The sequence below is a fragment of the Actinomadura sp. 7K507 genome, assembly GCF_004348425.1.
Taxonomy (GTDB): domain Bacteria; phylum Actinomycetota; class Actinomycetes; order Streptosporangiales; family Streptosporangiaceae; genus Spirillospora.
In genome coordinates this window covers 1-21,135 of sequence record NZ_SMKK01000001.1, presented here as the reverse complement: position 1 = coordinate 21,135, position 21,135 = coordinate 1, and the positions used below count along the sequence as shown (strand labels likewise).

The 21,135-nt window shown below is 69.2% G+C and carries 15 protein-coding genes and 2 pseudogenes; 3 read left to right on the top strand and 14 right to left on the bottom strand.

Annotation, left to right across the window (positions count from 1 at the left end; translation table 11 throughout):
* Positions 1-14 precede the first annotated feature (14 nt).
* The 6 genes from E1285_RS00085 to E1285_RS00060 form a co-directional block, all read right to left on the bottom strand.
* Complete coding sequence (locus E1285_RS00085; protein WP_207946302.1) at positions 15-1,301, bottom strand: MFS transporter; 1,287 nt, start codon at positions 1,299-1,301, stop codon at positions 15-17.
* On the bottom strand, positions 1,298-2,503 hold the full coding sequence (locus E1285_RS00080) for a family 1 glycosylhydrolase (protein ID WP_132146102.1): 1,206 nt from the start codon (positions 2,501-2,503) through the stop codon (positions 1,298-1,300). Before E1285_RS00080 ends, E1285_RS00085 begins: the two co-directional genes overlap by 4 nt.
* Positions 2,500-3,351: an ATP-binding cassette domain-containing protein gene (locus E1285_RS00075; RefSeq protein WP_132146099.1), complete on the bottom strand. Its 852-nt coding sequence runs from the start codon at positions 3,349-3,351 to the stop codon at positions 2,500-2,502. Before E1285_RS00075 ends, E1285_RS00080 begins: the two co-directional genes overlap by 4 nt.
* The gene (locus tag E1285_RS00070; RefSeq protein WP_132146096.1) at positions 3,348-5,150 is read right to left on the bottom strand and encodes a dipeptide/oligopeptide/nickel ABC transporter permease/ATP-binding protein; all 1,803 of its coding nucleotides are present in this window, start codon (positions 5,148-5,150) and stop codon (positions 3,348-3,350) included. The genes E1285_RS00075 and E1285_RS00070 overlap by 4 nt, the downstream gene beginning before the upstream one ends.
* Positions 5,147-6,088, bottom strand: a complete 942-nt coding sequence (locus E1285_RS00065) for an ABC transporter permease (RefSeq protein WP_132146093.1) — start codon at positions 6,086-6,088, stop codon at positions 5,147-5,149. Before E1285_RS00065 ends, E1285_RS00070 begins: the two co-directional genes overlap by 4 nt.
* Before the next feature lie 66 nt (positions 6,089-6,154).
* Positions 6,155-7,699 (bottom strand): ABC transporter substrate-binding protein, encoded by a 1,545-nt coding sequence (locus E1285_RS00060; protein ID WP_132146090.1) that lies wholly within the window; start codon positions 7,697-7,699, stop codon positions 6,155-6,157.
* A 133-nt stretch (positions 7,700-7,832) separates the two neighbouring features.
* Here E1285_RS00060 and E1285_RS00055 point away from each other — a divergent pair, with 133 nt between their 5' ends.
* Complete coding sequence (locus E1285_RS00055) at positions 7,833-8,876, top strand: LacI family DNA-binding transcriptional regulator (protein ID WP_132146087.1); 1,044 nt, start codon at positions 7,833-7,835, stop codon at positions 8,874-8,876.
* Positions 8,877-9,032: 156 nt separating this feature from the next.
* Here E1285_RS00055 and E1285_RS00050 read toward each other — a convergent pair whose 3' ends face one another.
* The 3 genes from E1285_RS00050 to E1285_RS00040 all read right to left on the bottom strand — a co-directional run bounded on the left by E1285_RS00050 (position 9,033) and on the right by E1285_RS00040 (position 12,978).
* Positions 9,033-11,093: an alpha-amylase family protein gene (locus tag E1285_RS00050; RefSeq protein WP_132146084.1), complete on the bottom strand. Its 2,061-nt coding sequence runs from the start codon at positions 11,091-11,093 to the stop codon at positions 9,033-9,035.
* A 141-nt stretch (positions 11,094-11,234) separates the two neighbouring features.
* Positions 11,235-12,191 carry an NAD(P)-dependent oxidoreductase gene (locus E1285_RS00045; RefSeq protein WP_132146081.1) on the bottom strand — a complete coding sequence of 319 codons (957 nt, stop codon included), beginning with the start codon at positions 12,189-12,191 and terminating at the stop codon, positions 11,235-11,237.
* Complete coding sequence (locus tag E1285_RS00040) at positions 12,154-12,978, bottom strand: alpha/beta fold hydrolase (RefSeq protein WP_132146078.1); 825 nt, start codon at positions 12,976-12,978, stop codon at positions 12,154-12,156. The genes E1285_RS00045 and E1285_RS00040 overlap by 38 nt, the downstream gene beginning before the upstream one ends.
* On the opposite strand from E1285_RS00040, the gene E1285_RS00035 reads away from it, so the two are divergent.
* Positions 12,978-13,220 carry a hypothetical protein gene (locus E1285_RS00035; protein WP_132146075.1) on the top strand — a complete coding sequence of 81 codons (243 nt, stop codon included), beginning with the start codon at positions 12,978-12,980 and terminating at the stop codon, positions 13,218-13,220. The genes E1285_RS00040 and E1285_RS00035 overlap by 1 nt on opposite strands.
* Positions 13,221-13,296: 76 nt before the next feature.
* On the opposite strand, the gene E1285_RS00030 is transcribed toward E1285_RS00035, so the two are convergent.
* Both E1285_RS00030 and E1285_RS00025 read right to left on the bottom strand, forming a co-directional pair.
* The gene (locus tag E1285_RS00030; RefSeq protein WP_207946301.1) at positions 13,297-14,262 is read right to left on the bottom strand and encodes a D-2-hydroxyacid dehydrogenase; all 966 of its coding nucleotides are present in this window, start codon (positions 14,260-14,262) and stop codon (positions 13,297-13,299) included.
* A 253-nt stretch (positions 14,263-14,515) separates the two neighbouring features.
* A complete protein-coding gene (locus tag E1285_RS00025; RefSeq protein ID WP_132146073.1) occupies positions 14,516-17,191 on the bottom strand; it encodes a hypothetical protein in 2,676 nt (891 codons plus the stop codon).
* 534 nt (positions 17,192-17,725) lie between these two features.
* On the opposite strand from E1285_RS00025, the gene E1285_RS00020 reads away from it, so the two are divergent.
* Complete coding sequence (locus E1285_RS00020; RefSeq protein ID WP_132146071.1) at positions 17,726-19,270, top strand: ABC transporter substrate-binding protein; 1,545 nt, start codon at positions 17,726-17,728, stop codon at positions 19,268-19,270.
* Between the two features lie 597 nt (positions 19,271-19,867).
* Here E1285_RS00020 and E1285_RS00015 read toward each other — a convergent pair.
* The 3 genes and pseudogenes from E1285_RS00015 to E1285_RS00005 all read right to left on the bottom strand — a co-directional run.
* Positions 19,868-20,497 (bottom strand): isochorismatase family protein, encoded by a 630-nt coding sequence (locus E1285_RS00015; RefSeq protein ID WP_132146069.1) that lies wholly within the window; start codon positions 20,495-20,497, stop codon positions 19,868-19,870.
* Between the two features lie 50 nt (positions 20,498-20,547).
* A pseudogene (locus E1285_RS00010) lies at positions 20,548-20,832 on the bottom strand (NAD(P)H-dependent oxidoreductase); the annotation flags it as partial.
* 97 nt (positions 20,833-20,929) lie between these two features.
* A pseudogene (locus tag E1285_RS00005) lies at positions 20,930-21,135 on the bottom strand (IS5/IS1182 family transposase); the annotation flags it as partial.

Below are 21,135 nucleotides of genomic sequence, written 5' to 3'. Positions count from 1 at the left end.
TGCCAGATGTTGTCTCAGCGCACTCCTTTGACGCGGACCAGAATGATCGACCCGCCCAGCAGGGCGAGCAGCGCGGACGCCGCGTACAGCGGCGTGTAGTTCGCCTCCTCGGTGCCGCCGATCGCGATCAGCAGCGGGGCCACGAGCGGGGCGAGCGCGCCGGGGATCTTCTGGGAGAAGCCCGTCAGCGCCATGTAGCGGCCCGCCGCGGTATCGCGGTCGGGGAGCACGTCGAGGACGGTGGCCTGGTTGACGGCCGCGAACAGCGCGATGCCGAGGGTCGTCAGCGCGGCCCCGGCCAGCAGCACCGGGAGGACGTCCGCGAAGGCCAGGACGGCGCTGCCGGCGGCGAAGATCGCGGCGGCGGCGAAGACGAACGGGCGGCGGCGTCCCAGCCGGTCCGACAGGAACCCGCCGCCGACCGCGCCCACCATCGACGTGACGACGCTGATCCCACCGCTGACCGCGACGATCCCGGCGACGTCGGTGAGCGGGACGCCGAGCCGCTGGGCGTAGAGGAATGTCAGGAACGTCGTGTTCATCGTCTGGCCGAAGAAGAACGCGAAGCGCCCCAGCCAGTTCCACGCGAAATCGGGGTGGGCGCGCGGGTCGAACGCGTACGTCCCGAGCAGTTGGGCGGCCGTCAGCCGCTCCCGAACCGGGAGCGTGCGCGTACCGGGTTCCCCGGAGAGCAGCAGGAACGGCAGCAGGAGCACCGTCCCCACAGCCGCGGGCAGGAGAAAGACGAGGAGCCGGTTCCCGCTCACGGACCCGGCCAGCAGCACGCCCGCCACCGGCGCGACCTGTGTGGTGAAGCCGGCGAGCCCGGCGACCCGCCCGCGCTGGCGCCGGGGTAGCCGGTCGGCCTGGACGTTGCCCAGTGCGGCGAGCGCCGTCCCCCACCCGAGACTCGTCACCGCCCAGCCGAGGCCCAGGACGGCGACGCTCGGCGCGTACGCCATCGTCACGGTGCCCGCCGCTCCCACCGCGGCGCCCCCGATCAGGTAGGGCCTCCGGCGGCCGAGCCGCGACCGGGTGCGGTCGCTGAGCGTCCCCACCAGCGGGCCGGCGACCAGCGCGACCGCCGAACCGGCGCCGAGGATGTAGCCGAGTACCTCCTCCCGGCCGGGCGCGAGCCGGTCGACCCGCAGCGCGAGGGAGAAGGCCATCGGCACGATGAGCGCCATCGCCAGGCCGAAGTTCGCCGCGATCAGCAGGGCGATGAACCCGCGGCCCACCGCGGCGCCGTCGTCGTCCGATTCGGGACGGGACGTCCCGGACGACGCGAGGTCCGGCTTCACGGGCGTCCGCGCCGCGCGACCTCCCCGAGCCACGCGAGGCTCGGCTTGGGGCTGCGCTCGAACGTCTCCCTGTCGACGGCGATGAGCCCGAACGTCGGCTTCCAGTGCCCCCACTCGAAGTTGTCGAGGGCACTCCAGTGGAGGTAGCCCCGGACGTCCACGCCGTCGTCGGCCGCGTCGAAGAGGTGCCGGAGCGCCTCGGAGGTGTAGGAGACGCGGCGATCGTCATCGGCGGTCGCGATCCCGTTCTCGGTGACCACGATCGGGACACCGCCAGTCACCTCCCATGCGTGCCGGACGGCGATCCCGATCGCGTCCGGCCGATACGCGTTGCCCGTCAGCGTGGTGTCCGGGCCCCGCGGGTGGGGGACGATGCCGTTCTCGTCCACGGCCTGGCTGGAGTACGACTGCACGCCGATGAAGTCGTCGTCGCGCGACGCCTCCAGGTACAGGTCCTCGCGGTCGTACCGGATCTCCCGCAGCCGGTCCTCGTTCCCCGGGGTGGGGGTGAGCGCCTGGTTGGCGACCGTCCAGCCCACCTTCGCGTCCGTGTCCTTGCGCAGGACGGCGCGGGCGGCGTGGTGCCCGTCGGCCAGCCGCCGTCCGACGTCCGGATCCGGGTCGGGCAGGACGGGACGCGCCGCGCCTTCGACCGTCGGGCTCATCCACTTCTTCGTCTCGCCCGGCTGTGCCGCCTGCGCCGCGCGGCTCATCCCGACCATCAGCGCGAGCATGTTGGGTTCGTTGATCGTGCAGACCCACTCGACGCCGTCGAGGATGCCCGCGACCGCCTTGACATAGGTCTCGAACCGCTCGATCCCCGCGTCGCCCATCCAGCCGCCCTCTTCGGCGAACCAGCGGGGGTGCGTGAAGTGGTGCAGAGTGACGACGGGCTTGAGCCCCAGGTCGAGTGCGGTGTCGATCATCCGGCGGTAGTGGGCCAGTTCCGCGTTCGAGAAGTGGCCGGGGGCCGGCTCGATCCGCGCCCACTCGACGCCGAACCGGTAGCTGTTCAGGCCCGCGTCGGCGAGCAGCCGCATGTCCTCGGCGTACCGGTGGTAGCTGTCGCAGGCGTCGCCGCTACGCTCCATTCCGGGGACCCGTTCCTCGCGTACCCACCAGTCGCTGTTGAGGTTGTTGCCCTCCACCTGGTGCGGCGCGGTCGCCGCGCCCCAGAGGAAACCGGGAACGGGACGGGTCATCGGTGGGCTCCTTGTCCGAGTTCGGTGTCCTGCAGCCGACGCCGCTCCGCGCGCCGCCGTTCCTGCTCGTCCGGGTCCGCGACCGGGGCGGCGAGCAGCAGCCGGCGGGTATAGGGGTGGTCGGGCTCGGAGGTGACGGCGGTGGCCGGGCCCGTCTCGACGATGTCGCCCCGGTACACCACGCACACCCGGTGGCTGACGTGCCGGACGACCGCGAGGTCGTGCGAGATGAACAAGTAGGCGACACCGGTGCGCCGCTGGATGTCGATGAACAGGTCGAGCACGCGCGCCTGTGTCGACAGGTCGAGCGCGGAGACCGGCTCGTCGCAGACGATCAGCCGCGGCTCCGGGGCGAGGGCGCGCGCGATCGCGACGCGCTGCCGCTGCCCGCCGCTGAACTCGCGGGGGAGCCGCTCCGGGGCGTCCTCCGGCAGCCCCACCTGATCCAGGAGCGAGCGCACCCGCTCGCGCGCGTCCTTGGTGGAGGCGCCCTGCACGACGAGGGGCTCGCTCAGGATGTCGCCGATCGTCAGCGACGGGTTCAGCGAGGTGTAGGGGTCCTGGAACACCACCTGGACGTCGCGGGCGAGCGCCCGGCGCTCCTTCGCCGACGCGTGGGTCACGTCCCGCCCCCGGATCCGGACTCGGCCGCCGCTCGTTTTCACGAGGCCGAGGACGGCCCGTCCGATCGTCGTCTTCCCGGATCCGGACTCGCCGACGACGCCGAGCGTCTCGCCCTCGGCGACCGTCAGCGACACGCCGTGCAGCACTTCGAGGGGGCGTGCCCGGAAGCCCCGGCCGGGGTAGGCGACCCGCAGGCCGTCGATGTCGAGCAGCGGCGCCGTCATCGCGCCTCCTTCTCGACGGGCTCGCCGGACGGACGCTCGCCGGACGGATGCGCGCCGGACGGTGGCGGATCGCACCGTCCGGTGGTGTCGTCCAGGCTCGAATCGAGCAGCATCCGCGTGTACGGATGCCGCGGGTCGCGGAAGATGCCGGCCGTGGTGCCGGTTTCGACGATCTCGCCCCGCCGCATCACCGCGACCCTGTCGCAGATGTCGGCGACCACCCCGAAGTTGTGGGTGACCAGCAGCACGGCCATGTTCAGCTCCTTCTCCAGGTCGCGCAGCAGGTCGAGGATCTCCGCCTGCACCGTCACGTCGAGTGCCGTGGTCGGTTCGTCCGCGATGAGCAGGATCGGACGGCTCGCGACCGCGCCCGCGATCAGCACCCGCTGCGCCATGCCGCCGGAGATCTGGTGCGGGTAGGAGTGGAACGTCCGCTCCGGGTCGGGGATGTCGACCCGCTTCAGGAGGGCGAGCACCCGCGCGCGCGCCTCCCGCCGCGACATCTTGTCGGCGCAGGCCCGGACGCCCTCGACGAGTTGCGCTCCCACCGTGAACGAGGGGTCCAGGTTCGACATCGGCTCCTGCGGGACGTACGCGATGGACCGCCCACGGATCTTGCGCAGCTCGCGCTCGTCCAGCCCGAGCAGCTCCCGCCCGTCCAGCTTGATCGAGCCGCGCGTGACGACCGCCTCCGCCGGCAGCACGCCGAGCGCGGCGAACGCGGTCTGCGTCTTACCGGACCCCGACTCGCCGACGAGGCCGAGCGTCTCCCCGGAGGAGAGGCTCAGCGTGACGCCGTCGACGACCGTCTCCAGCTCGCCGGACGGGGTCGGGTAGGCGATGGCGAGGTCGTCCACCGTCAGCAGCCCGGCGGACGGCCCGTTGCCGTCGGCGGCCTGCTCCTTCTCCTGGCGCACGGTCGGGACGATCTTGGACGCCTTGGGCTGTGCGCCCTCGAGCGTGTCGCGCAGCGCGTTGCCGAAGAGGACCAGGGAGGCGGTGATGACCCCGAGCGTGACGCTCGGCCAGACGAAGTGCAGCGGCTCGTCGTACAGGTTGAGGAAGCCGTCGGCGATCATTGCCCCGAAACTCGGGACGGTGCTCGAGCCGACGCCGAGGAACGCCAGGCCCGACTGCAGCGTGATCGCCGACCCGGCGAGGAACGCCGCCGCGATGATCACCGGGCCGCGGACGGCGGACAGCACATGCCGTCCGAGGATGCGGTGCTCCGGCAGGCCCGAGACGCGCGCGGCGTCCACGAACAGCTCGTTCTTGACCCCGACGACCAGGTTGCGGACGATCCGGTAGATGCCCGGCGACAGCAGCACCCCGAAGATCGCCATGGTGACGCGGTAGTCGCCGCCCGTCACCGGCATCAGCACGATGAGCAGCAGCAGGCCGGGGAAGGCCATGACGAGGCTGAACACCCACTCGGTGACGCCTCGCACCCGCCGCTCGAAGTAGCCGCCGATCAGCCCGAACGCCACGCCGATGGCGAGCGCGATGCTCGTCGCGATCAGCGCCGACACCACGCTGGTGTTGATCGAGGGGAGCAGCCGCGCCCAGATGTCGCGGCCGCTCTGATCGCCGCCGAGCGGATACCCGGGCGTCCCGACGCCGGCGTTGATCACGTCCAGGGACGCCTCGTTCGGCCCGCGCTCTGTGAGGACCGGGGTGAGCAGGCCGAGCAGCACGATGATCAGCAGCAGTGCGGCCGTGCTGACGGCCTGCGGGTCCCGGAGTAGCTTGCGCGCCGTCGATCTGCGGCGCGGGACGGTCCGGGGCGTGCCGGTGCTCAAAAGATCCTCGCTTTCGGGGTGAGCCAGCCGTTCACGAGGTCGACGGCGAGGTTCATGCCGACGACGAGCAGGACACCGAACACGCTGATGCCCATGATGATCGGGACGTCGCCCTGCAAGGACGCCTCGAAGGCGTAGCTCCCGAATCCGGGCAGCGCGAACACCTTCTCGATGATGAGGGCGCTGCCGAGCATCGTGATGAACTCGAACGACAGCACGGTCAGCGCGGGCCCGGCGGCGTTGCGCAGCGCGTGCCGCAGGACGATCGACCGGGACGGGACGCCGCGCGTGCGCAGCGTCCGGACGTAGTCCTTGCGCAGTTCGTCGATCATCGTTCCGCGGATCTGCGCGGTCAGCGCCGCGACGCTGCTCACCATCAACGCGAACACCGGGATGGCGATCGACGCCGCCCATGCGCCCGGGTTCTCGGAGAGCGGGGTGTACCCGGTGGCCGGCAGCAGTTCCAGGTTGATCGCCAGCACGACGACGAGGACGATCGAGATCAGCAGGTTCGGCACGAGGTAGCCGAAGAGCGAGGCGCCCTGCGCGATGCGGTCCGGGACGCCGCCGCGGGACGCCGCGAGAACCCCGAGTGTGATGCTCACCGCGATGGTCGCGAGCAGCGCGACGAGCAGCATCGACATCGTCACGCCGAGCCGCGCCGCGATGGCCGGGCCGACCGGCTCGCTGGTGAAGTAGGAGACGCCGAAGTCGCCGCGTACCGCGTGCCACAGCCAGTCGACGTACTGCACCGCCACGGGCCGGTCCAGCCCGAGGTCGGCCTTCATGGCCCGGACCGTCTCCGGTGTCGCGGACGGCCCCAGCCTGCCGCGGACGATGTTGTTGAAGGAGGTGCTGAGCAGCAGGAACGTGATCGCCGTCACCAGTACCGCGAGGACCAGGCCCGTGGAAAGGCGACGCAGCACGTAGAGGAACATGGGGACTCTTTCGGGGTGGGCGGCACGTCCCCGGACGGCGGCACGGCCGCCGTCCGGGGACGCGGACTAGCCGGAGGCGCCGAACGTCCGGACACTGGAGAAGACGTTGGATCCGTCGCCGAGGAACTCGACCCCGTCGGCCGTTGCCCAGTGGCGCCCGCTGTAGAAGATCGGTGCGAACCATGCGTTCTCGACCGTGAACGCGTTGATCCGCTTGTACAGTTCGGCCGCCTTCGCCGGGTCCTGTGCGGCGTTCGCCTGATTCAGCAGTTTCGTCAGCTCGGGGTCGGTGCTGCCGAACACGTTCCTGGTGCCGTCCGGGTTGATGAAGGTCTTCGCCTCGATCGGCGCCGCGTTCAGCCCGTCGACGAGGACGAACATCCCGTACTTTTTCGAGGTGACCGCCGACACGCTGTTCTGCGGCGGTGTCGGGTCCCAGGTCACCTTGATGCCGATCTCCGCGAGCGACTGGCTGATGGTCGGCTCGAACGGCTTGGTGAGGAACAGGCTGGGCATGTGCACCGCGAACCCGTCCGGGTGCCCGGCCTCGGCGAGCAGCTTCTTCGCGGCGGCCGGATCGTAGGTGTAGGTCTTGTCCAGCGCGGGGTCGTGGGCGGTGCCCTTGGGGCTGAACATCTGCTGTGTCGTCCTGCCCGCGCCGCGCAGCAGCTGCTTGAGGATCTTGTCGCGGTCGAAGGCCATGCTGATGGCACGGCGCACCCGCACGTCCGACATCGGCTCGACCACTTCGCCGTCCCGGTCGACGAGGGCCAGTGCCCCCACCGCGACCGCGTCGATGAACTCCACCTCGAACCCGGCGGACTCGAGCCGGTCGACGTGGTCGACCTGGACGCTCGCCGCGTTGAGCTCACCCGACCGCAGGGCGTTGACCGTCGCGGTGCGGTCCTTGATCACCCGGATCTTGAAGGTCTCGAACGGGTACGCGTCCGCGTTCCAGTGGTCGTCGCGCTTCTTCAGCACGTAGGTCGAGTCGTTGACCGTCGACTCGTCCAGGACGTACGGCCCCGAACCGACCGGGTTCAGCGCTGTGCGCTCGGCGTCCAGCGTCTTCGGGTCGCCGATCACGCCCACCGCCATCGCCAGCGAGTGCAGCAGCGCCCCGTCCGGCTCCTTCAGGCCGAGGACGACCGTGCGTTCGTCGGGCGCCTCCACCGACTTGACCGCCGACAGCTTGAACTGGTTCGGGCTCGGCGTCGACATCGTCCGTTCCAGCGTCGCCTTCACGGCGGCGGAGGTCACCGGGTCGCCGGTGCTGAACGTCATGCCGTCACGCAGTTTCAGGGTGAGCGTCTTCCGGTCGTCGGAGTAGCTCCAGCTCTCGGCCGCGTTCGGCTGCAGCTCGCCCTTGTCGTCGACGACCAGCAGTGTGTCGAAGACCGCGCTCCAGGCGTAGGCCTGCGTTCCCTCCACGAGTTGCGCGGGGTCGAACGAGTTGGGTGCGCCCTGGATGGCGAGGGTCAGCGTCTTGGTGCCCGTCGACGAGTCCCCGCCCGAACCGCCGCAGGACGCCGTCGCCAGCAGCGCTGCCGTGGCCGCGACCGCGGTGAGGGCCCGGGGTCGCAGTCGCCGACCCGATGAACGAATACGCATCTGGGGGTTCCTTCGTCCTGGAGAACGGTCGGTTACGCGCCCATCAGACGTCGGCTCGTGCGGAGCGGCAAGAGGTTGCCATATGTTGTCACTAGCGGAGAACGTCGTTCTCGCGATGTGGAGGTGAGTGCGGATGACCGTCGACGCGGAAGACTCCGGCAGGCCACCGACGATCTACGACGTGGCGAAGGCCGCGGGAGTGGCCACCTCGACCGTGTCGCGGGCCTTCGCCCGTCCCGGGCGGGTCAGCGCGGCGACCGCCGAGCGCATCCGGCGGGTGGCGGCCGAGCTCGGCTACCGCGCCACCCCGCCCGCCGCGGCGGCCCCCGACGGCCGCACCTCGATGCTCGCCCTCATCGTCTCGGACGTCACCAACCCCTTCTTCGCCGAGATCATCCGGGGCGCCGAGTCGGCCGCAGCCGAGGCCGGCTACGTGCTGCTGCTCATCGACACCCAGGAGTCCGAGCGGCTCGAGCGCGGCAGCCTGGAGCGGGCACTGCCGGGTGTCGAGGGCGTTGTGCTCGCCGGCACCCGGCTGCCGGACTCGGCCATCCGCATGACGGCCAAGCAGCGGCCGACGGTCGTCCTCAGCCGGGAGGTCGCCGATGTCCCCAGCATCGTGCTGGACGATCCGTGCGGGATGCGGCTGGCCGCCGAGCATCTGGCCGGCCTCGGGCACCACGCGCTGGTCTATGTCGCCGGGCCGGAGGCGTCCTGGGCGGACGGGATGCGCTGGCGGAGCCTCCGCGAGGCCGCCGCCGTGCTCGGCCGGCGCGTCCAGCGCATCGGCCCGTTCGCCCCGACGGTCGCGGGGGGCGGCCATGCCGCCGCCCGGCTCCGCGACGACCTGCCCACGGCCATCGTCACCTACAACGACCAGCTCGCCATCGGGCTCATCCTCGGCCTCCAGGCGGGCGGCGTCCGGATCCCGGAGGAGACGAGTGTCATCGGGTTCGACGACATCTTCCCCGCCCGGATCGTCACCCCCGGCCTGACCACCGTGGCCGCACCACTGCGCGTCCAGGGCCGGACGGCGGTCGACGCCGTCCTCTCTCACCGGGGCACCCCCGCCGCCCGTGCCGGCGGCCCGATGAAGCTGCCCGTCCGGCTGGTGGTGCGAGCATCCACGACCCGGCGCCGCGCCAACTCGCGCACCCCTGGAGCGTTGCGGGGATGACGTTGCGGTCCGGCGGGCATCCGTTCAGGCGCTCGGCAGCAAGCTTGCGCAGCCACCGCCATCTATGGGGCCACTGTCTATAGGGCCACGTGATGAGGCCTCGTGCCGGACGGTCCAGCGGTCGTCGCGCGAAACCCCTGGAAGAATGACAGAGCCTCACGATTCACGTCGGTTCTTCCCGTCCGTGGCCGAACGGATGCGGATCACCTCGAACAGGTCGATGGCCGGGAGGGCGATGTCGAGCCCGTGCTCATCCAGTCGTGTGGCGAGTTTCTGACCGGCCACCAGCGCGGTGGCCGACTCGTTCCCGGTCGCACGGTGGAGCACCAGGTGGCCGTCGCCGACGGGCACGTGCGGACCGAATGAGCGTCGTCGTGCTCCCGTCTGGTTGAGCAGGTGCACCACGTAGCCCTCGTCGTCTCGGCCGAGGACCAGCTCGACCTGCTCGGGCAGTGCCGCGCTCACCCGGACCTCCGCCAGCGGCTCCGCCACGCTCAGCAAGTGTTCGCGGATCTCGGTCTTCGCGAACTCCCGGTACGTGCGGCCGACGGTCCACGTGATCATGGACGAAACGCCGGATCCGTACCGGATCGAGGCGACCGCCGGGTCGCCGCTGGCGGTGTGGCCGTAGGACAGCTCCGGTGGGCCCCACGGGGCTTGGGCGAGCATGGACCCCGCCTTGCCGGTGCCCGGCTTCCAGACATAGCGGGCGTTGGTTCCGTACACCGGGACGACCGAGCCCACGAACCGGTTCTCGTCGGCGTACGGCTGCTCGTCCAGGGTGGCGTAGGTCGACCACACCTCCTGGCCCGAGAGCTGGGCGCCGATGCGGCGCGCCGCCGGACTCGCCGCGAGTTCCACACGGCCCTCCGGCGTGGTCCCACTGCTGCCGGTGGTGAGCAGGTTCCCGCCACGTTCGACGAACGCGTCCAGTACGCCGGCTGCTTCGGCTCCGAGGGCCCCGACGTCGGGCAGCACGATGAGCCGGTAACGGTCCAGCATGCCGTCGGCGGCCATCGTCGTCAGATCGCGAAGCCCGAGCACGTCGAAAGGCAGGTGTTTCTGCTGCAGCGCCTGGTACGTCCCGCGGAATTCCTCGAGGGTGTCGAAGTAGGCCGCATACCCGCCGCGCCCGATCCCGGGCCGAACCAGGCCGATCGTCGCGGCCGTCCCCAACGCCGCGTAGAGATCGTGATGTTCGCGGTGGAACCGGGTCACGTGCCGGGCAAGCGAGACGCTCGCCATCGGCAACCGTCCCGGTGCGCCGAGGATGTAGGTCGAGGGGTTCCCACCGCGCGCGATCGCCTGGATCAGGTGCTGGGCGACATGCTCGGGCTGCTCTGCACCCATGCGGTACGTCGAATCGACGTGAGCGGGCGCGTTCAGGACGAGCGGTGCGTCCGGCCGGGCCGAGGTGTGGGCGCTCACCGCCTCGGCGGTCGCATGGGGCCACAGCTCCTTGCCGGGCATGTGCCGGAAGGCGTTGTTGCCCTCGCAGTAGAGCACGGGAGCGCCCTTGGACAGGATGAACGCGAGGTCGCGGTCACGCGACGCCAAGTGATCGCTGTACTTCCGCCCGAGCTTCCCCAGCGTGGCGTCGGTGTAACGCTGCCAGAGGGGGAAGCCGGCGGTCTCGTGGCTTTCGGGGAGTTCCCGACCGCCACTGAACTCGGCGAACCGCTCGGAGCACGAGGCGCAATGGCAGATGCCGTGGATCACTTCGCTGTAGTCGCGCAGGTTGAAGTTGAACCAGTTGACGAAGAAGCCGTCCACGGCGTACCGGTCGAGGATCTCGTCGACGATCTCCAGCGCGCGCTCTTGGTAATACTCCCCAGAGGGGCAGGTGCTGTAGAGCGCGTTGTAGATCTGTGGCTCGCCTGTGGCGGAGGTGAACAGCCACTCGGGGTGCTCGGCGGCGACGCTGGCGGCGACCTTGGAGAGGTCCAGCCGCGCGATCACCCGGACTCCCTGCCGTTTGGCCGCGGTCACGGCGTCGCCCAGCAGGTCCCCGCCAGGACGGTCGGCGAGGAACGGGTTCCGTACTTGGTACGGCAGATCCGTCGGGTAGAACGCGACGATTCCGCCGGCGTTGACCAGCCACGTGTCCGCGCCGTGACTCTTGATGACGTCGAGCGCGGCCTCGACGTCCATCGCGGCATCGATTTCCTGGAGGTTCGTCTGGAAGACGGTGAACGGCTCCTGCCATCTGCTCGGCATGCGGGATGTCCTCTTTCTGTCGAAGGGACGCGGGAAGCCTGGTCGGACGGTGAGTGCCACGCCTGCTCCCAGCCGACGCAGGGTGTGATCACCATGTACGGGCGCCCTGGACCATGTCGCGGGTAAGTGAATCCGTTGCGGTCACTCCAGCGCGGTGGACAGTCCGCCCGTCCGCCCGTCCGCAAGCAACCTGAGGGCGGAGTGGTCGTGGTCGCCCAGGCCCGTGGCGACCGCGGCGTTCATGAGCTGGTGCACCAGAGCCGAGGCAGGCAACGGCACGTCGAGCCGAGCCGACGCCTCCACGGCGAGTCCGAGGTCCTTGCGGTGAAGCTTCATGCGGAAGCCCGGCTCGAACTCGCCCTTGATCATCCGTGCCCCGTGCACATCGAGCACGCGCGATGCCGCGAATCCGCCCAACAGGGCTTCGCGGACGGCGTCGGGGGCCACGCCGGCTGCCTCGGCCAAGCGCAACGCCTCGGCGACCGCCTCGATCGTCACGCCGACCACGATCTGGTTGGCGACCTTCGCCACTTGCCCGGCCCCGGCCGCGCCGATGTGGGAGATCCGGGACCCGAGGACCTCGAGAACCGGCGTCGCCCTCTCGACGGCCTCCGGGGCGCCGCCGACCATGATCGACAGCGTCCCTTCGCGTGCTCCGACCTCCCCGCCGGACACCGGGGCGTCGAGGTGGCTGCCGCCGGCCTTGGCGACCTCGTCGGCGAGTTCCCTCTCGGCGGCCGGTGAGATCGAACTCATGTCGATAACGAGAGTGCCCGGCCGCAGTGCGGAGAGCACGCCGTCCTCTCCGCGCATGACGGCCTCCACGTCAGGTGTGTCGGGGAGCATGAGAACGACGACTTCGCTGTCCCGAACCGCCTCCGCCACGGAGCGGCCGAATCGCGCTTCGTTCCCGAGTACCTCCCGGGCCGCCGCACTGTCGCGATAGACGGTCAGCCGGTGACCGGCCGCGATGAGGTTGGCGGCCATCGGCCGCCCCATCACGCCCAAACCGATGAACCCTATGTCCATTCCCGCCTCCACAGTTGCTCGATGATCTTGTCTAGGACTTGCCGCGTGGGCGCCCCAAGGCGTGTGCATTCAGGACATCTGCGACCGCCTCCGGTGCCGCCGCCGGCGCGAGATGGGCGACCCCCGGAAGGATCTCCAGCCGAGCCCGCCGTATCGCGCGCGCGATGGCGCGCTGCTCGTGCGGGGGAGTGGCAGGGTCCTCCGCGCCGCCCAGGACCAGCGTGCGGGCGCCGACTCTGCCCAGGTCCCCGCGGACGTCCGCGTCGGCGAGCACATCGCAGCCCATCGCGTACCCCTCCGGGGGCGTCGAGCCCAGCATGTCGGCGTAGGCCCGCACGACGTCCGGCCGTTCGCGCCGGAACCCCGGCGTGAACCAGCGCCCCAGCACGGAGGGAACGATCGCCTCCACGCCCTGCTGCCGGACGATCCTCGCCCGCTCGAGCCAGCTCTTCCGATCGAGCACCGCCGCACAGCACATGACGGTGAGGGACGAAACGCGGTCCGGTGCAAGACTCGCGGCGCGGATCGCGATCATGCCGCCGATCGAGATGCCCGCGAGGTGGACTCGTGCGGTACCGAGACCGTCGATGACTCGTAGCACGTCGTCGACGAGCCCGTCGATCCCCCGGGGTGCTTCGCACTCTGTGGCGGCACCGTGACCGCGTTGGTCGAAGCGCGCCACGTCGAATGAATCCGTCAAGAGCGGCACGACGTCGTCCCACAGGGCGGTGGTGGTGCCCAGCGAGTTCAGCAGGACGATCGTGTCGGCGGCACCGTGCGGGCCGACCGTACGGTCGACCACGATGCCGGGCGCTGCGGCGTCATGGCCGGTCTGCGGCGCGTCACTTGCCGACATTGGGCATCTCGACCATTGAGGACGGGTTCGCGCCAGTGTCCGGGTACCCGGTGTCCAGACCGTTGATCGTCGGCCGCATCGCCTGGGACGCCATGTTCGTGATCTCGGGCGGGCTCTCCGAGGCGGAGTTGGGGCTGCCGCATGCGGTGACCGTCGACGGCCTCGCGGCTGCTTCCGCCGCGGGTGCCCGGCGCACCGAGTGCGAATCGGTCGTCGTCTGGCTCACGACACCTCCGTGGTGAAAGCGATGGATTCGACCGTCGGCGCAGGCCGTCCAGGGGGATCGTTTCGTGACGGTTCGAGGTGGGGTGCGGTGGTTCAGGTGCGCTGCTTCTGCGTGTAGACGTCGCGTTCGGTCAGCGCGTTGAGGAGAGGCCGCCCGCCGCGGTAACGCCGGATGTTCTCGACGATGATGTCGATTGAGCGCTGGGTGCGATCGGGGAGGGCCGGGGTCACGTGGGGAGTGATCATGACGTTGGGGAAGTCCCAGAGAGGGGAGTCCGCGGGAAGCGGCTCGGGAGTGGCCACGTCGAGTCCCGCGCCCGCGATCTCTCCCGCATGCAGGGCCTTGACGAGGGCGTTCTGATCTATGATCTCGCCGCGTGCCATGTTGATGATGAACGCGGTGCTCTTCATCTGCGCGAACTCGTCGGCCGAGAAGAGGTGGTGGGTGGCGTCGGTCAGCTGTGCCGCGATCATGACGACGTCGGCCTCGTTGAGGAGCGGGCCCAAGGTGTCGCCATCGTCCGAGGACAGCATGCGGTCCACATCCGCTGCCTGCTCCGCGGGGCTGCGCCGGTACACGATCACCCGCATGCCGAACGCCTTGCCGAGGCGCGCCATCTCCCTCGCCGTGTGGCCGAATCCGACGATGCCCAGCGTTCCGCCCCACAGCGCCAGCTTCTTCTCGTAGCCCTCGATGAAGCGCCAAAGGTGCGCATCCTGCATCTCGAACAGCCGCCGGGCATCGAAGGTGAGCCCTAGCGCGAAGTAGAACCCGTGCTGAGCCAGAGCGGGGGCGGAACGGCCGGCGGATCCGGTGACGATCAGGCCCCGTTCGAACACCTCGGGTACCGCGGACCTGGTGAGACCGGAATGGTCGCAGTGCACCCACGCGAGGCGCGGCGCGCCGAGATACCGTTCGTCGAGGTCGCCCACGATGAGGGCGACGTCCGCGTGTTCGAGGGCACGGGCGATGCCGGTGTCGTCCCACAGCGAGACCTGAACGAACTCCGCCGGAGCGAACGCCTGACGCAACTGCTCCATCTCGTCTGGTTCGAACATGAGCGTCGACATTACGTACTGGATACTGCGATTCCTGCGATCGTATTGCACCAAACAAAACTCCTCTATCAAGGGCCGGAACGCCCAGCGCAAGATAAGCGGCCGCTGTACCCTCCGGCCTTGATGCGGTGGACATACTCGTCCGAAGACATTCTGGGTCGGTGGGGTGCAGGCCCACCTGCCGAGATCGATGGGCGTGGAAGATGATGGGCCGCGATCTGGCATGCCGTCTCCGTCCTGGGGCACGGTCCGGTCAACGGTCAGATCGGCGGCGATCGGCTGGAAGCGCCGCCGCGTCGCCGCCGGTGTTCGGGCATACCGAGCTGTGGATCACGAGATAGGGCTGGTTGGCGAGGTCGGGCTCGAATCCGGGGAGCAGGGCCGGAGCTTCGTCCGTGAGGTGTACTTCCGCGAAGCACATGACGGGGAAGGTGGTGCTCGTGACGTCCGCGGGAATTGATGCGGTGAACTCGTCCCCGTCACGACGCATCTCGGTTTCGCTCCATTCTTTCGACTGATCCAGGTGACGGAAACGCAACGTCGCTCCGGTGATCCGGACGAGAACGTCCGGATGGGCGGCGAGCCTGACATCGAGCGGCGCGCCGCGCCGGAACCGTTCGGGCACCGCGAGCCGGACTCCGTCGAGAGTGGGACGCGTCTCGCGCACCACAGGTCGGCCGGAGTCGTCCCCGTGGCTCGCGGCCTCGTCGGCGCGAACACATTCCAGCCGGAGTGCGTGCAGGTCGTCGGCCATGGCGTCGAGGTTCCTGGACCAGTGCGTGCGTTCGGACAGGACGTGGCCGAAGGTGAGTTCGTCCCGGTAGACGCCGGCGGTCAGTTCGCCGATGCCGGCATAAGCCTCGTGGGCGGCCGTCAACAGGTCGACCGCATCGAGGATGTGTTCGCGTGCGCCAGTACGCACGAACAGGGCGTAAGCCACCGCGGCACGGAACTTCCCCGCGAAGAAGCGACCGAGTCGGACGAGAATCTCGGCGTCGAGCAAGGTTCGGCGAGATTGGCCGCCGCCGGAGGACAGTTGCTCGCGGATCCGGCCGAGGACCGATTCGCCCTCGGCCGTGAAACGCTCGATCCAGGACGCGACCTCCAGCGGCGTGTACTTCCCGCGCAGCCGACCGGTGAGAGCGTCGTCGGTGTACTCGCCGACCGTGTAGAACAGTTCCGGATCGAGCGACGACACACCCGTCCAGTCCGTCGATGTCGTGTCCCACGCGTAATGTCGTGGCCGTACCCAGGGCGAGATGGGCAGGTCGGCGTAGACTTCTGGCCAGTACGCGTTGTTGCTGGCGCTGGGTGTGTGCGCCACCGTGACCAGCGGGAGGATCCGGCTCAACGGAGCGAGTAGCGCTTCGACTTCGACTGCCGCGTCACCGTACTCCTGGCGGAGGAACCGCCGCCACGTCTCAGGCGGGCTGTCGGGATCGTAGAGCAGGCGTCCCCACAGCAGGTAGGTGTACTGGTACTTCCGCCAGTCGGCCCTCCCCAGGGCGAGATCGGGATGGACATAAGGATCCCGTCGCCCCGGCCTGCCGGACCCCTTCCGTCCCTTGAAGAACAGAGGTTCGCAGAACTCCAGCCCGAGTGCGCCGCCGAGAGTGGCATACCGGCCGAACCCGGCGGCCAGCACCGGATCCCCCCAGATCAAAAGCTTCTGTGTGCCAGGCCACATACGGAAGACAACGTCCAGTTCGCGATCCTCGTCGAGGAAGTCCGCGTACCCGTAGCGGGTGAATCGCCTGGACATTTCGGTGACACCCATCAGATCGGCACGCCTGCCGCCCAGTTGCGCGCGAGACAGGCCGGTCCGCTCACGGTGCCGGATCGACGTTTGGTGGTAGGGCAGGCCCATGTGCTCCGCCCAGTACTTCAGCGACGCCGCCGGTCGGATGTTGGGCTTGCGCAACCCGGCCAGCATGGCCGCGTCGAGGCCCTTCGCATGGAGGTCGACTCGCATCGGGCGACCCGCGTCGGACACCGCTTGGAACATCCCGTCCCAGAAGTCCGTCCGGCCCTGTTCCGGTATACCGCCCTCGTAGTGCACGCGGAAGGTGATTCCGTCGATGTCAGGAATCTGCCGCAGCAGCTCCGTCAATGCCGCCGCGCAGTAGTCGGCATGCGTTTCCGGTGCGATGCCGAGGATGGGGTGACTGTGGTCCACGCCGGGGCCGTAGTCGTACGCGTGGTTCCACAGACCGAGCTGAAAATCCATCCCACGCCGCCGGGTTTCCCGTGCGATGTGGGCGAGCGACTCCAGGTTGCGGTCGCGTTCGGGCTGGTCGACTCCTTGAGCGCGTACCCCGAACCCCGGGACATCGAGCAGGAATGGGTACGCAAAGCAAAAGTAATTTTCCGCCGCTTTGGTTCTGGATATCTCTCCCCCGTAGTTGTACTGCATTCCCAGGGCGAGGTGGAATCTGTTGAACCGCTGAGTGGCGACGAAATCGAGGTACTCGCACCAGAACTCCCGGTCGTGGAACCACGGAGTGTCCTCATGTGCGCTGGAGAAGGCGCGTTGGATACTCCGCACCGGAACGGCGGGCCGGTGCGTCTCCTCTCCCGCCGCGCCGACCGCGTCGACGGCGTGGCCGGCGGTGATCCGCTCGGCGATCTCGTTCAGTGCGTAACTCAGCGCACGCTCGTCCGACGCGCTGATGAGAACCTGGACCTCCTGACCGTCGCGAACGGTCCGTGCCCGGTACGATTCGGGCGTGTCCGGCGGTTCCGGGAACTCCTCGGGAACGGGCCCCGGCGTCGTCGCCGAGTAGAGCCCGATCTTGAGCCGTTGACGTGACATACCGGCCGCGCGGGCCGCACTGCGGACACGGCCGATGGCCCACGCCACGGCGTCCCGGTCGAGCAGCCACTCCGGAGCGTCGAACTCGATCTGGTCTGTGTCCTCGACCTCTGTCACCGGGCCGTTCCTTCCGTCGAATGACGTGACGCGGACACCCCGAACAGGGCGCTGGTGTGGTGTCTTACCTCCAGAACGCAGAGCCCCGCGCCGACGGCATGTCAGGTCGTCGGCACATCACAGCGACCCGGGCTTTCGGTCGGCAAGTGCTTGCCACAAGTTGCCGCGGCACTGAAGAGAGGCAGTGCCGACCCGACCTTCGGTTGGAGCGTGCAGATTGGCTGGACGGGTGCGCCGGTCGGGCTGCTGTGGCCAGCGCTCCTCCTCTCCCGGTCTTCGGGGACGCGCGGAGGCGAGCGGCGGAGGCACGCGCCCGCTGCTCTGGCCAGGTCTTAGTCGTCGGCGACTTGCCACAGCGCTGTGTGCTGCCGGCCATCGTCTTTCGCCTTTACTCGCGAGAACGCTCTTCTCGCGTAGCGACAACATATGGCAACCTCTTGCCGCTCGGCACGGCCCGAACGTCTGATGGCCCGTGACCATGGCGGAACGGCGCGGTGGTCCGACCGTACTTTCCCAGGACGAAGGAGCCCTCAGATGCGTATTCGTTCTTCGGGTCGGCGACTGCGGCCGCGGGCCCTCACCGCGGTCGCGGCCACGGCAGCGCTGCTGGCGACGGGGTCCTGCGGCGGTTCGGGCGGGGAGTCGTCGACGGGCACCAAGACGCTGACCCTCGCCATCCAGGGCGCACCCAACTCGTTCGACCCCGCGCAGCTCATGAGCGGGACGCAGGCGTACGTCTGGGGCGCGGTCTTCGACACGCTGCTGGTCGTCGACGACAAGGGCGAGCTGCAGCCGAACGCGGCGGAGAGCTGGAGCTATTCCGACGACCGGAAGACGCTCACCCTGAAGCTGCGTGACGGCATGACGTTCAGCACCGGAGCCTCCGTGACATCTGCGGCGGTGAAGGCGACGCTGGAACGGACGATGTCGACGCCGAGCCCGAACCAGTTCAAGCTGTCGGCGGTCAAGTCGGTGGAGGCGCCCGACGAACGCACGGTCGTCCTCGGCCTGAAGGAGCCGGACGGGGCGCTACTGCACTCGCTCGCGATGGCGGTGGGCGTGATCGGCGACCCGAAGACGCTGGACGCCGAGCGCACAGCGCTGAACCCGGTCGGTTCGGGGCCGTACGTCCTGGACGAGTCGACGGTCAACGACTCGACCTACGTGCTGAAGAAGCGCGACGACCACTGGAACGCGGACGCGTACCCGTTCGAGACCTTCAAGATCCGGGTGATCAAGGACCGCACCGCCACGGTCAACGCCCTGCGGTCGGGCGAGCTCAACGCGGCGAGCGTCCAGGCCGAGCACGTCGACCGGCTCGAGTCCGCCGGGTTCGAGGTGAAGTTCATCGACGCGGTCGCGGTGGGGGCACTGGCCCTCGCCGACCGGGACGGCGAGGGCCTCAAGCCGATGTCGGACGTGCGAGTACGCCGGGCCATCAACATGGCCTTCGACCACGACAAGATCCTCAAGCAGCTGCTGCGCGGCGCGGGCAAGACGACACAGCAGATGTTCAGCCCCAAGGGCACCGCCCACGACCCCGCGCTGGACAAGACCTACACCTACGATCCGGCCGCCGCGAAGAAGCTGCTCGCCGAGGCCGGACACCCGGACGGGTTCTCGGTGCACATGCCCAGCCTGTTCTACACCAAGCCGTTCGAGCCGACCATCAGCCAATCGCTCGCGGAGATCGGCATCAAGGTGACATGGGACCCGACACCCCCGCAGAACAGCGCGTCGGCGGTCACCTCGAAAAAGTACGGAATGTTCCTCCACGTCGAGGGGCTCGGAGCCACTCCGGTCGAAGTGAAGAACTCCGTGGACCCGGAGGGGCCGCGCAACGTGTTCGGCACGCGGGACCCCGAGCTCACGGAGTTGGTCGACCAGGCCAACGCCGCACAGGACCCGGCGAAGGCGGCCGAACTGTACAAGCGGATCAACGCGTTCACGGTCGAGAACGCATGGTTCGCACCGATCTTCTACAGCGGGCGCCACTGGGCAACGGCCGACGGGGTCGAGTTCCTCGGCGACGGATCCAACGTCTTCTCCAGTGTCCGGACGTTCGGCCTCTCCGGTTAGTCCGGCCCCCAGGCGACGGTCGTGCCATGCCGCTGCCCCTGGCTGTGCTTCTTGAGGCACGAGTCGCAGGGCAGGGGCACCGACCCGCTGCCGAGGCCAGGCATCCGGCGTCGGCGGCCAGGTCTCCGGCGGCGACGATCGGTACCTTGACGGCCTTGTCGGGCAGCATGATGCCCTGGGGGTGCGCGGTCTCCCGTGCGGTTGCGGCGAACTGGCCGGAGCCGACCTCGGGGGAGTGCCGCGCAGGCGCTCGGCCGCGAACTTCCGGAGGTCGTCGGTCTTGATCTTCGAGCTGCCGGTGCGGGCGACGTCGTCGAGATCGTGAACGTCTCGGTGTTGCCGTAGGCGTGGCCGGCGCCTTCAAGCTGGGGCCATCGGTGCGGCCAGGCAGGCGGCATGTTCACCCGCTCGGCCTGCATGAGGCCGAGGGTCTCGGCAGCGGCGAACGTCGACTGCAGGACGAGAGCGAACCGCCCGAGGCCCGAGATGGGCGAGTGGTCGTAAGGAGTCAGGATGTCCGCGCTTATGGGAGAAGCTCAGCCGGCTGGGCCGGGCGGCCTTTGCGGGGGCACGCCCGGCCCGGGTGCGGTTCGGGGACTACTTGGTGGCGTACTTCGCGATGGCGTTGCTCGCCACATGGTCGTGCCGCCAGGACGGCAGGTGCTCGATTAGCTCCCCGAACGCAGGTGCGAGCGGCTGGTCGACCCAACCGCGGAGGATCTCCGAGCCGACGGCAAGCCAGTTGACGGGGATTGCGCCGGCCTGAACGAGGCGCATGACCGCCGTGTCGTGTGTCTCTTTGGTGGTCGCCGCGGAGGCGTCGACGACGATGTAGACCTCGTAGCCACGGTCGAGAGCGGTCAAGCCGGTCAGGGCGAGGCAGACGTCGGTCTGGATGCCCGCCATTATCAGCTTCTTGCGTCCGGCGGCCTCGATGGCCGCAGCGAACTGGTCGTTCTCGAAAGCGTCGAAGATCGGCGGACGGTGGATGACGGGAGTGTCGCCGAGGACCTGGGCGAGCTCGGGGTAGAGAGGACCTGCGGGAAAGTCCTCGGGACCGGCGGTGACGATCAGCGGCAGGTCGAACAGCTTCGCGGCTTTGGCCAGCGCGAGCGTGCCGTTGAGGTTCTCTTCGATCGTGTGCGATCCGATGAGGTTCGAGAAACCGACCTCGTGATCGATGAGGACGACCGCGCTGTTGTCGGCGGTAAGTGGCGTGTGCGGCATGACTTTTCTCCTTGGATGTTTCGCTTGTGGTCACCGTGACGCGGCTGGTGTCAGTCGGCCGGCCTCCCGCGAGTCGCCACGAGCGTGAGGATGTCGCTCACGTCCTCGACGGCCATCTTGAACAGGCCGGTATATGAGCCGCGGAACACCGGGGTGGCCGCTATGAGCAGGTCGGCTTCCTCGGCACGGCGGAGCGCGTCCTCGATCTCGGGGGCGACGCCCTCCCGCTCGAAGGCTCTGGTGAAGGCTGGGCCGAGCCGGTAGACGTCGATCCGCGTGTGCTCGACCGCGACGTCGTGGACGGCGAGCACGCTGGTGAGTGTTCGCAGCACGACGCCGACTAGGCCGTGTTTAAGAAGTGGTCTTGGTGACTGATCGGAGCCAGATGTCGATCACAGCGACCTCGATGGTGGCCTGGTATCGGACGGCGAGCTTGTCATAGCGGGTCGCCACCGCCCGGTGCTGTTTCAGCAGGTTGATGCCGCACTCGACTGCGTGGCGGAGCCGGTAAGCGTCCGGGTCGAACACCGGTGGGCGTCCTCCGGTCGAGCCCTTGGCCTTGCGGTTGGCCTGCTGATCGGCCTTCACGGGAATGGTGGCCGCGATCCCGCGACGGCGCAGATGGGCGCGGTTGGCCT

Coding starts and splice junctions, on each gene's coding strand:
- E1285_RS00080 (WP_132146102.1), bottom strand. CDS start 2,503: ATGACCCGTCCCGTTCCCGGTTTCCTCTGGGGCGCGGCGACCGCGCCG.
- E1285_RS00075 (WP_132146099.1), bottom strand. CDS start 3,351: ATGACGGCGCCGCTGCTCGACATCGACGGCCTGCGGGTCGCCTACCCC.
- E1285_RS00065 (WP_132146093.1), bottom strand. CDS start 6,088: ATGTTCCTCTACGTGCTGCGTCGCCTTTCCACGGGCCTGGTCCTCGCG.
- E1285_RS00060 (WP_132146090.1), bottom strand. CDS start 7,699: ATGCGTATTCGTTCATCGGGTCGGCGACTGCGACCCCGGGCCCTCACC.
- E1285_RS00055 (WP_132146087.1), top strand. CDS start 7,833: ATGACCGTCGACGCGGAAGACTCCGGCAGGCCACCGACGATCTACGAC.
- E1285_RS00050 (WP_132146084.1), bottom strand. CDS start 11,093: ATGCCGAGCAGATGGCAGGAGCCGTTCACCGTCTTCCAGACGAACCTC.
- E1285_RS00045 (WP_132146081.1), bottom strand. CDS start 12,191: ATGCACACGCCTTGGGGCGCCCACGCGGCAAGTCCTAGACAAGATCAT.
- E1285_RS00040 (WP_132146078.1), bottom strand. CDS start 12,978: ATGTCGGCAAGTGACGCGCCGCAGACCGGCCATGACGCCGCAGCGCCC.
- E1285_RS00030 (WP_207946301.1), bottom strand. CDS start 14,262: ATGTTCGAACCAGACGAGATGGAGCAGTTGCGTCAGGCGTTCGCTCCG.
- E1285_RS00020 (WP_132146071.1), top strand. CDS start 17,726: ATGCGTATTCGTTCTTCGGGTCGGCGACTGCGGCCGCGGGCCCTCACC.
- E1285_RS00015 (WP_132146069.1), bottom strand. CDS start 20,497: ATGCCGCACACGCCACTTACCGCCGACAACAGCGCGGTCGTCCTCATC.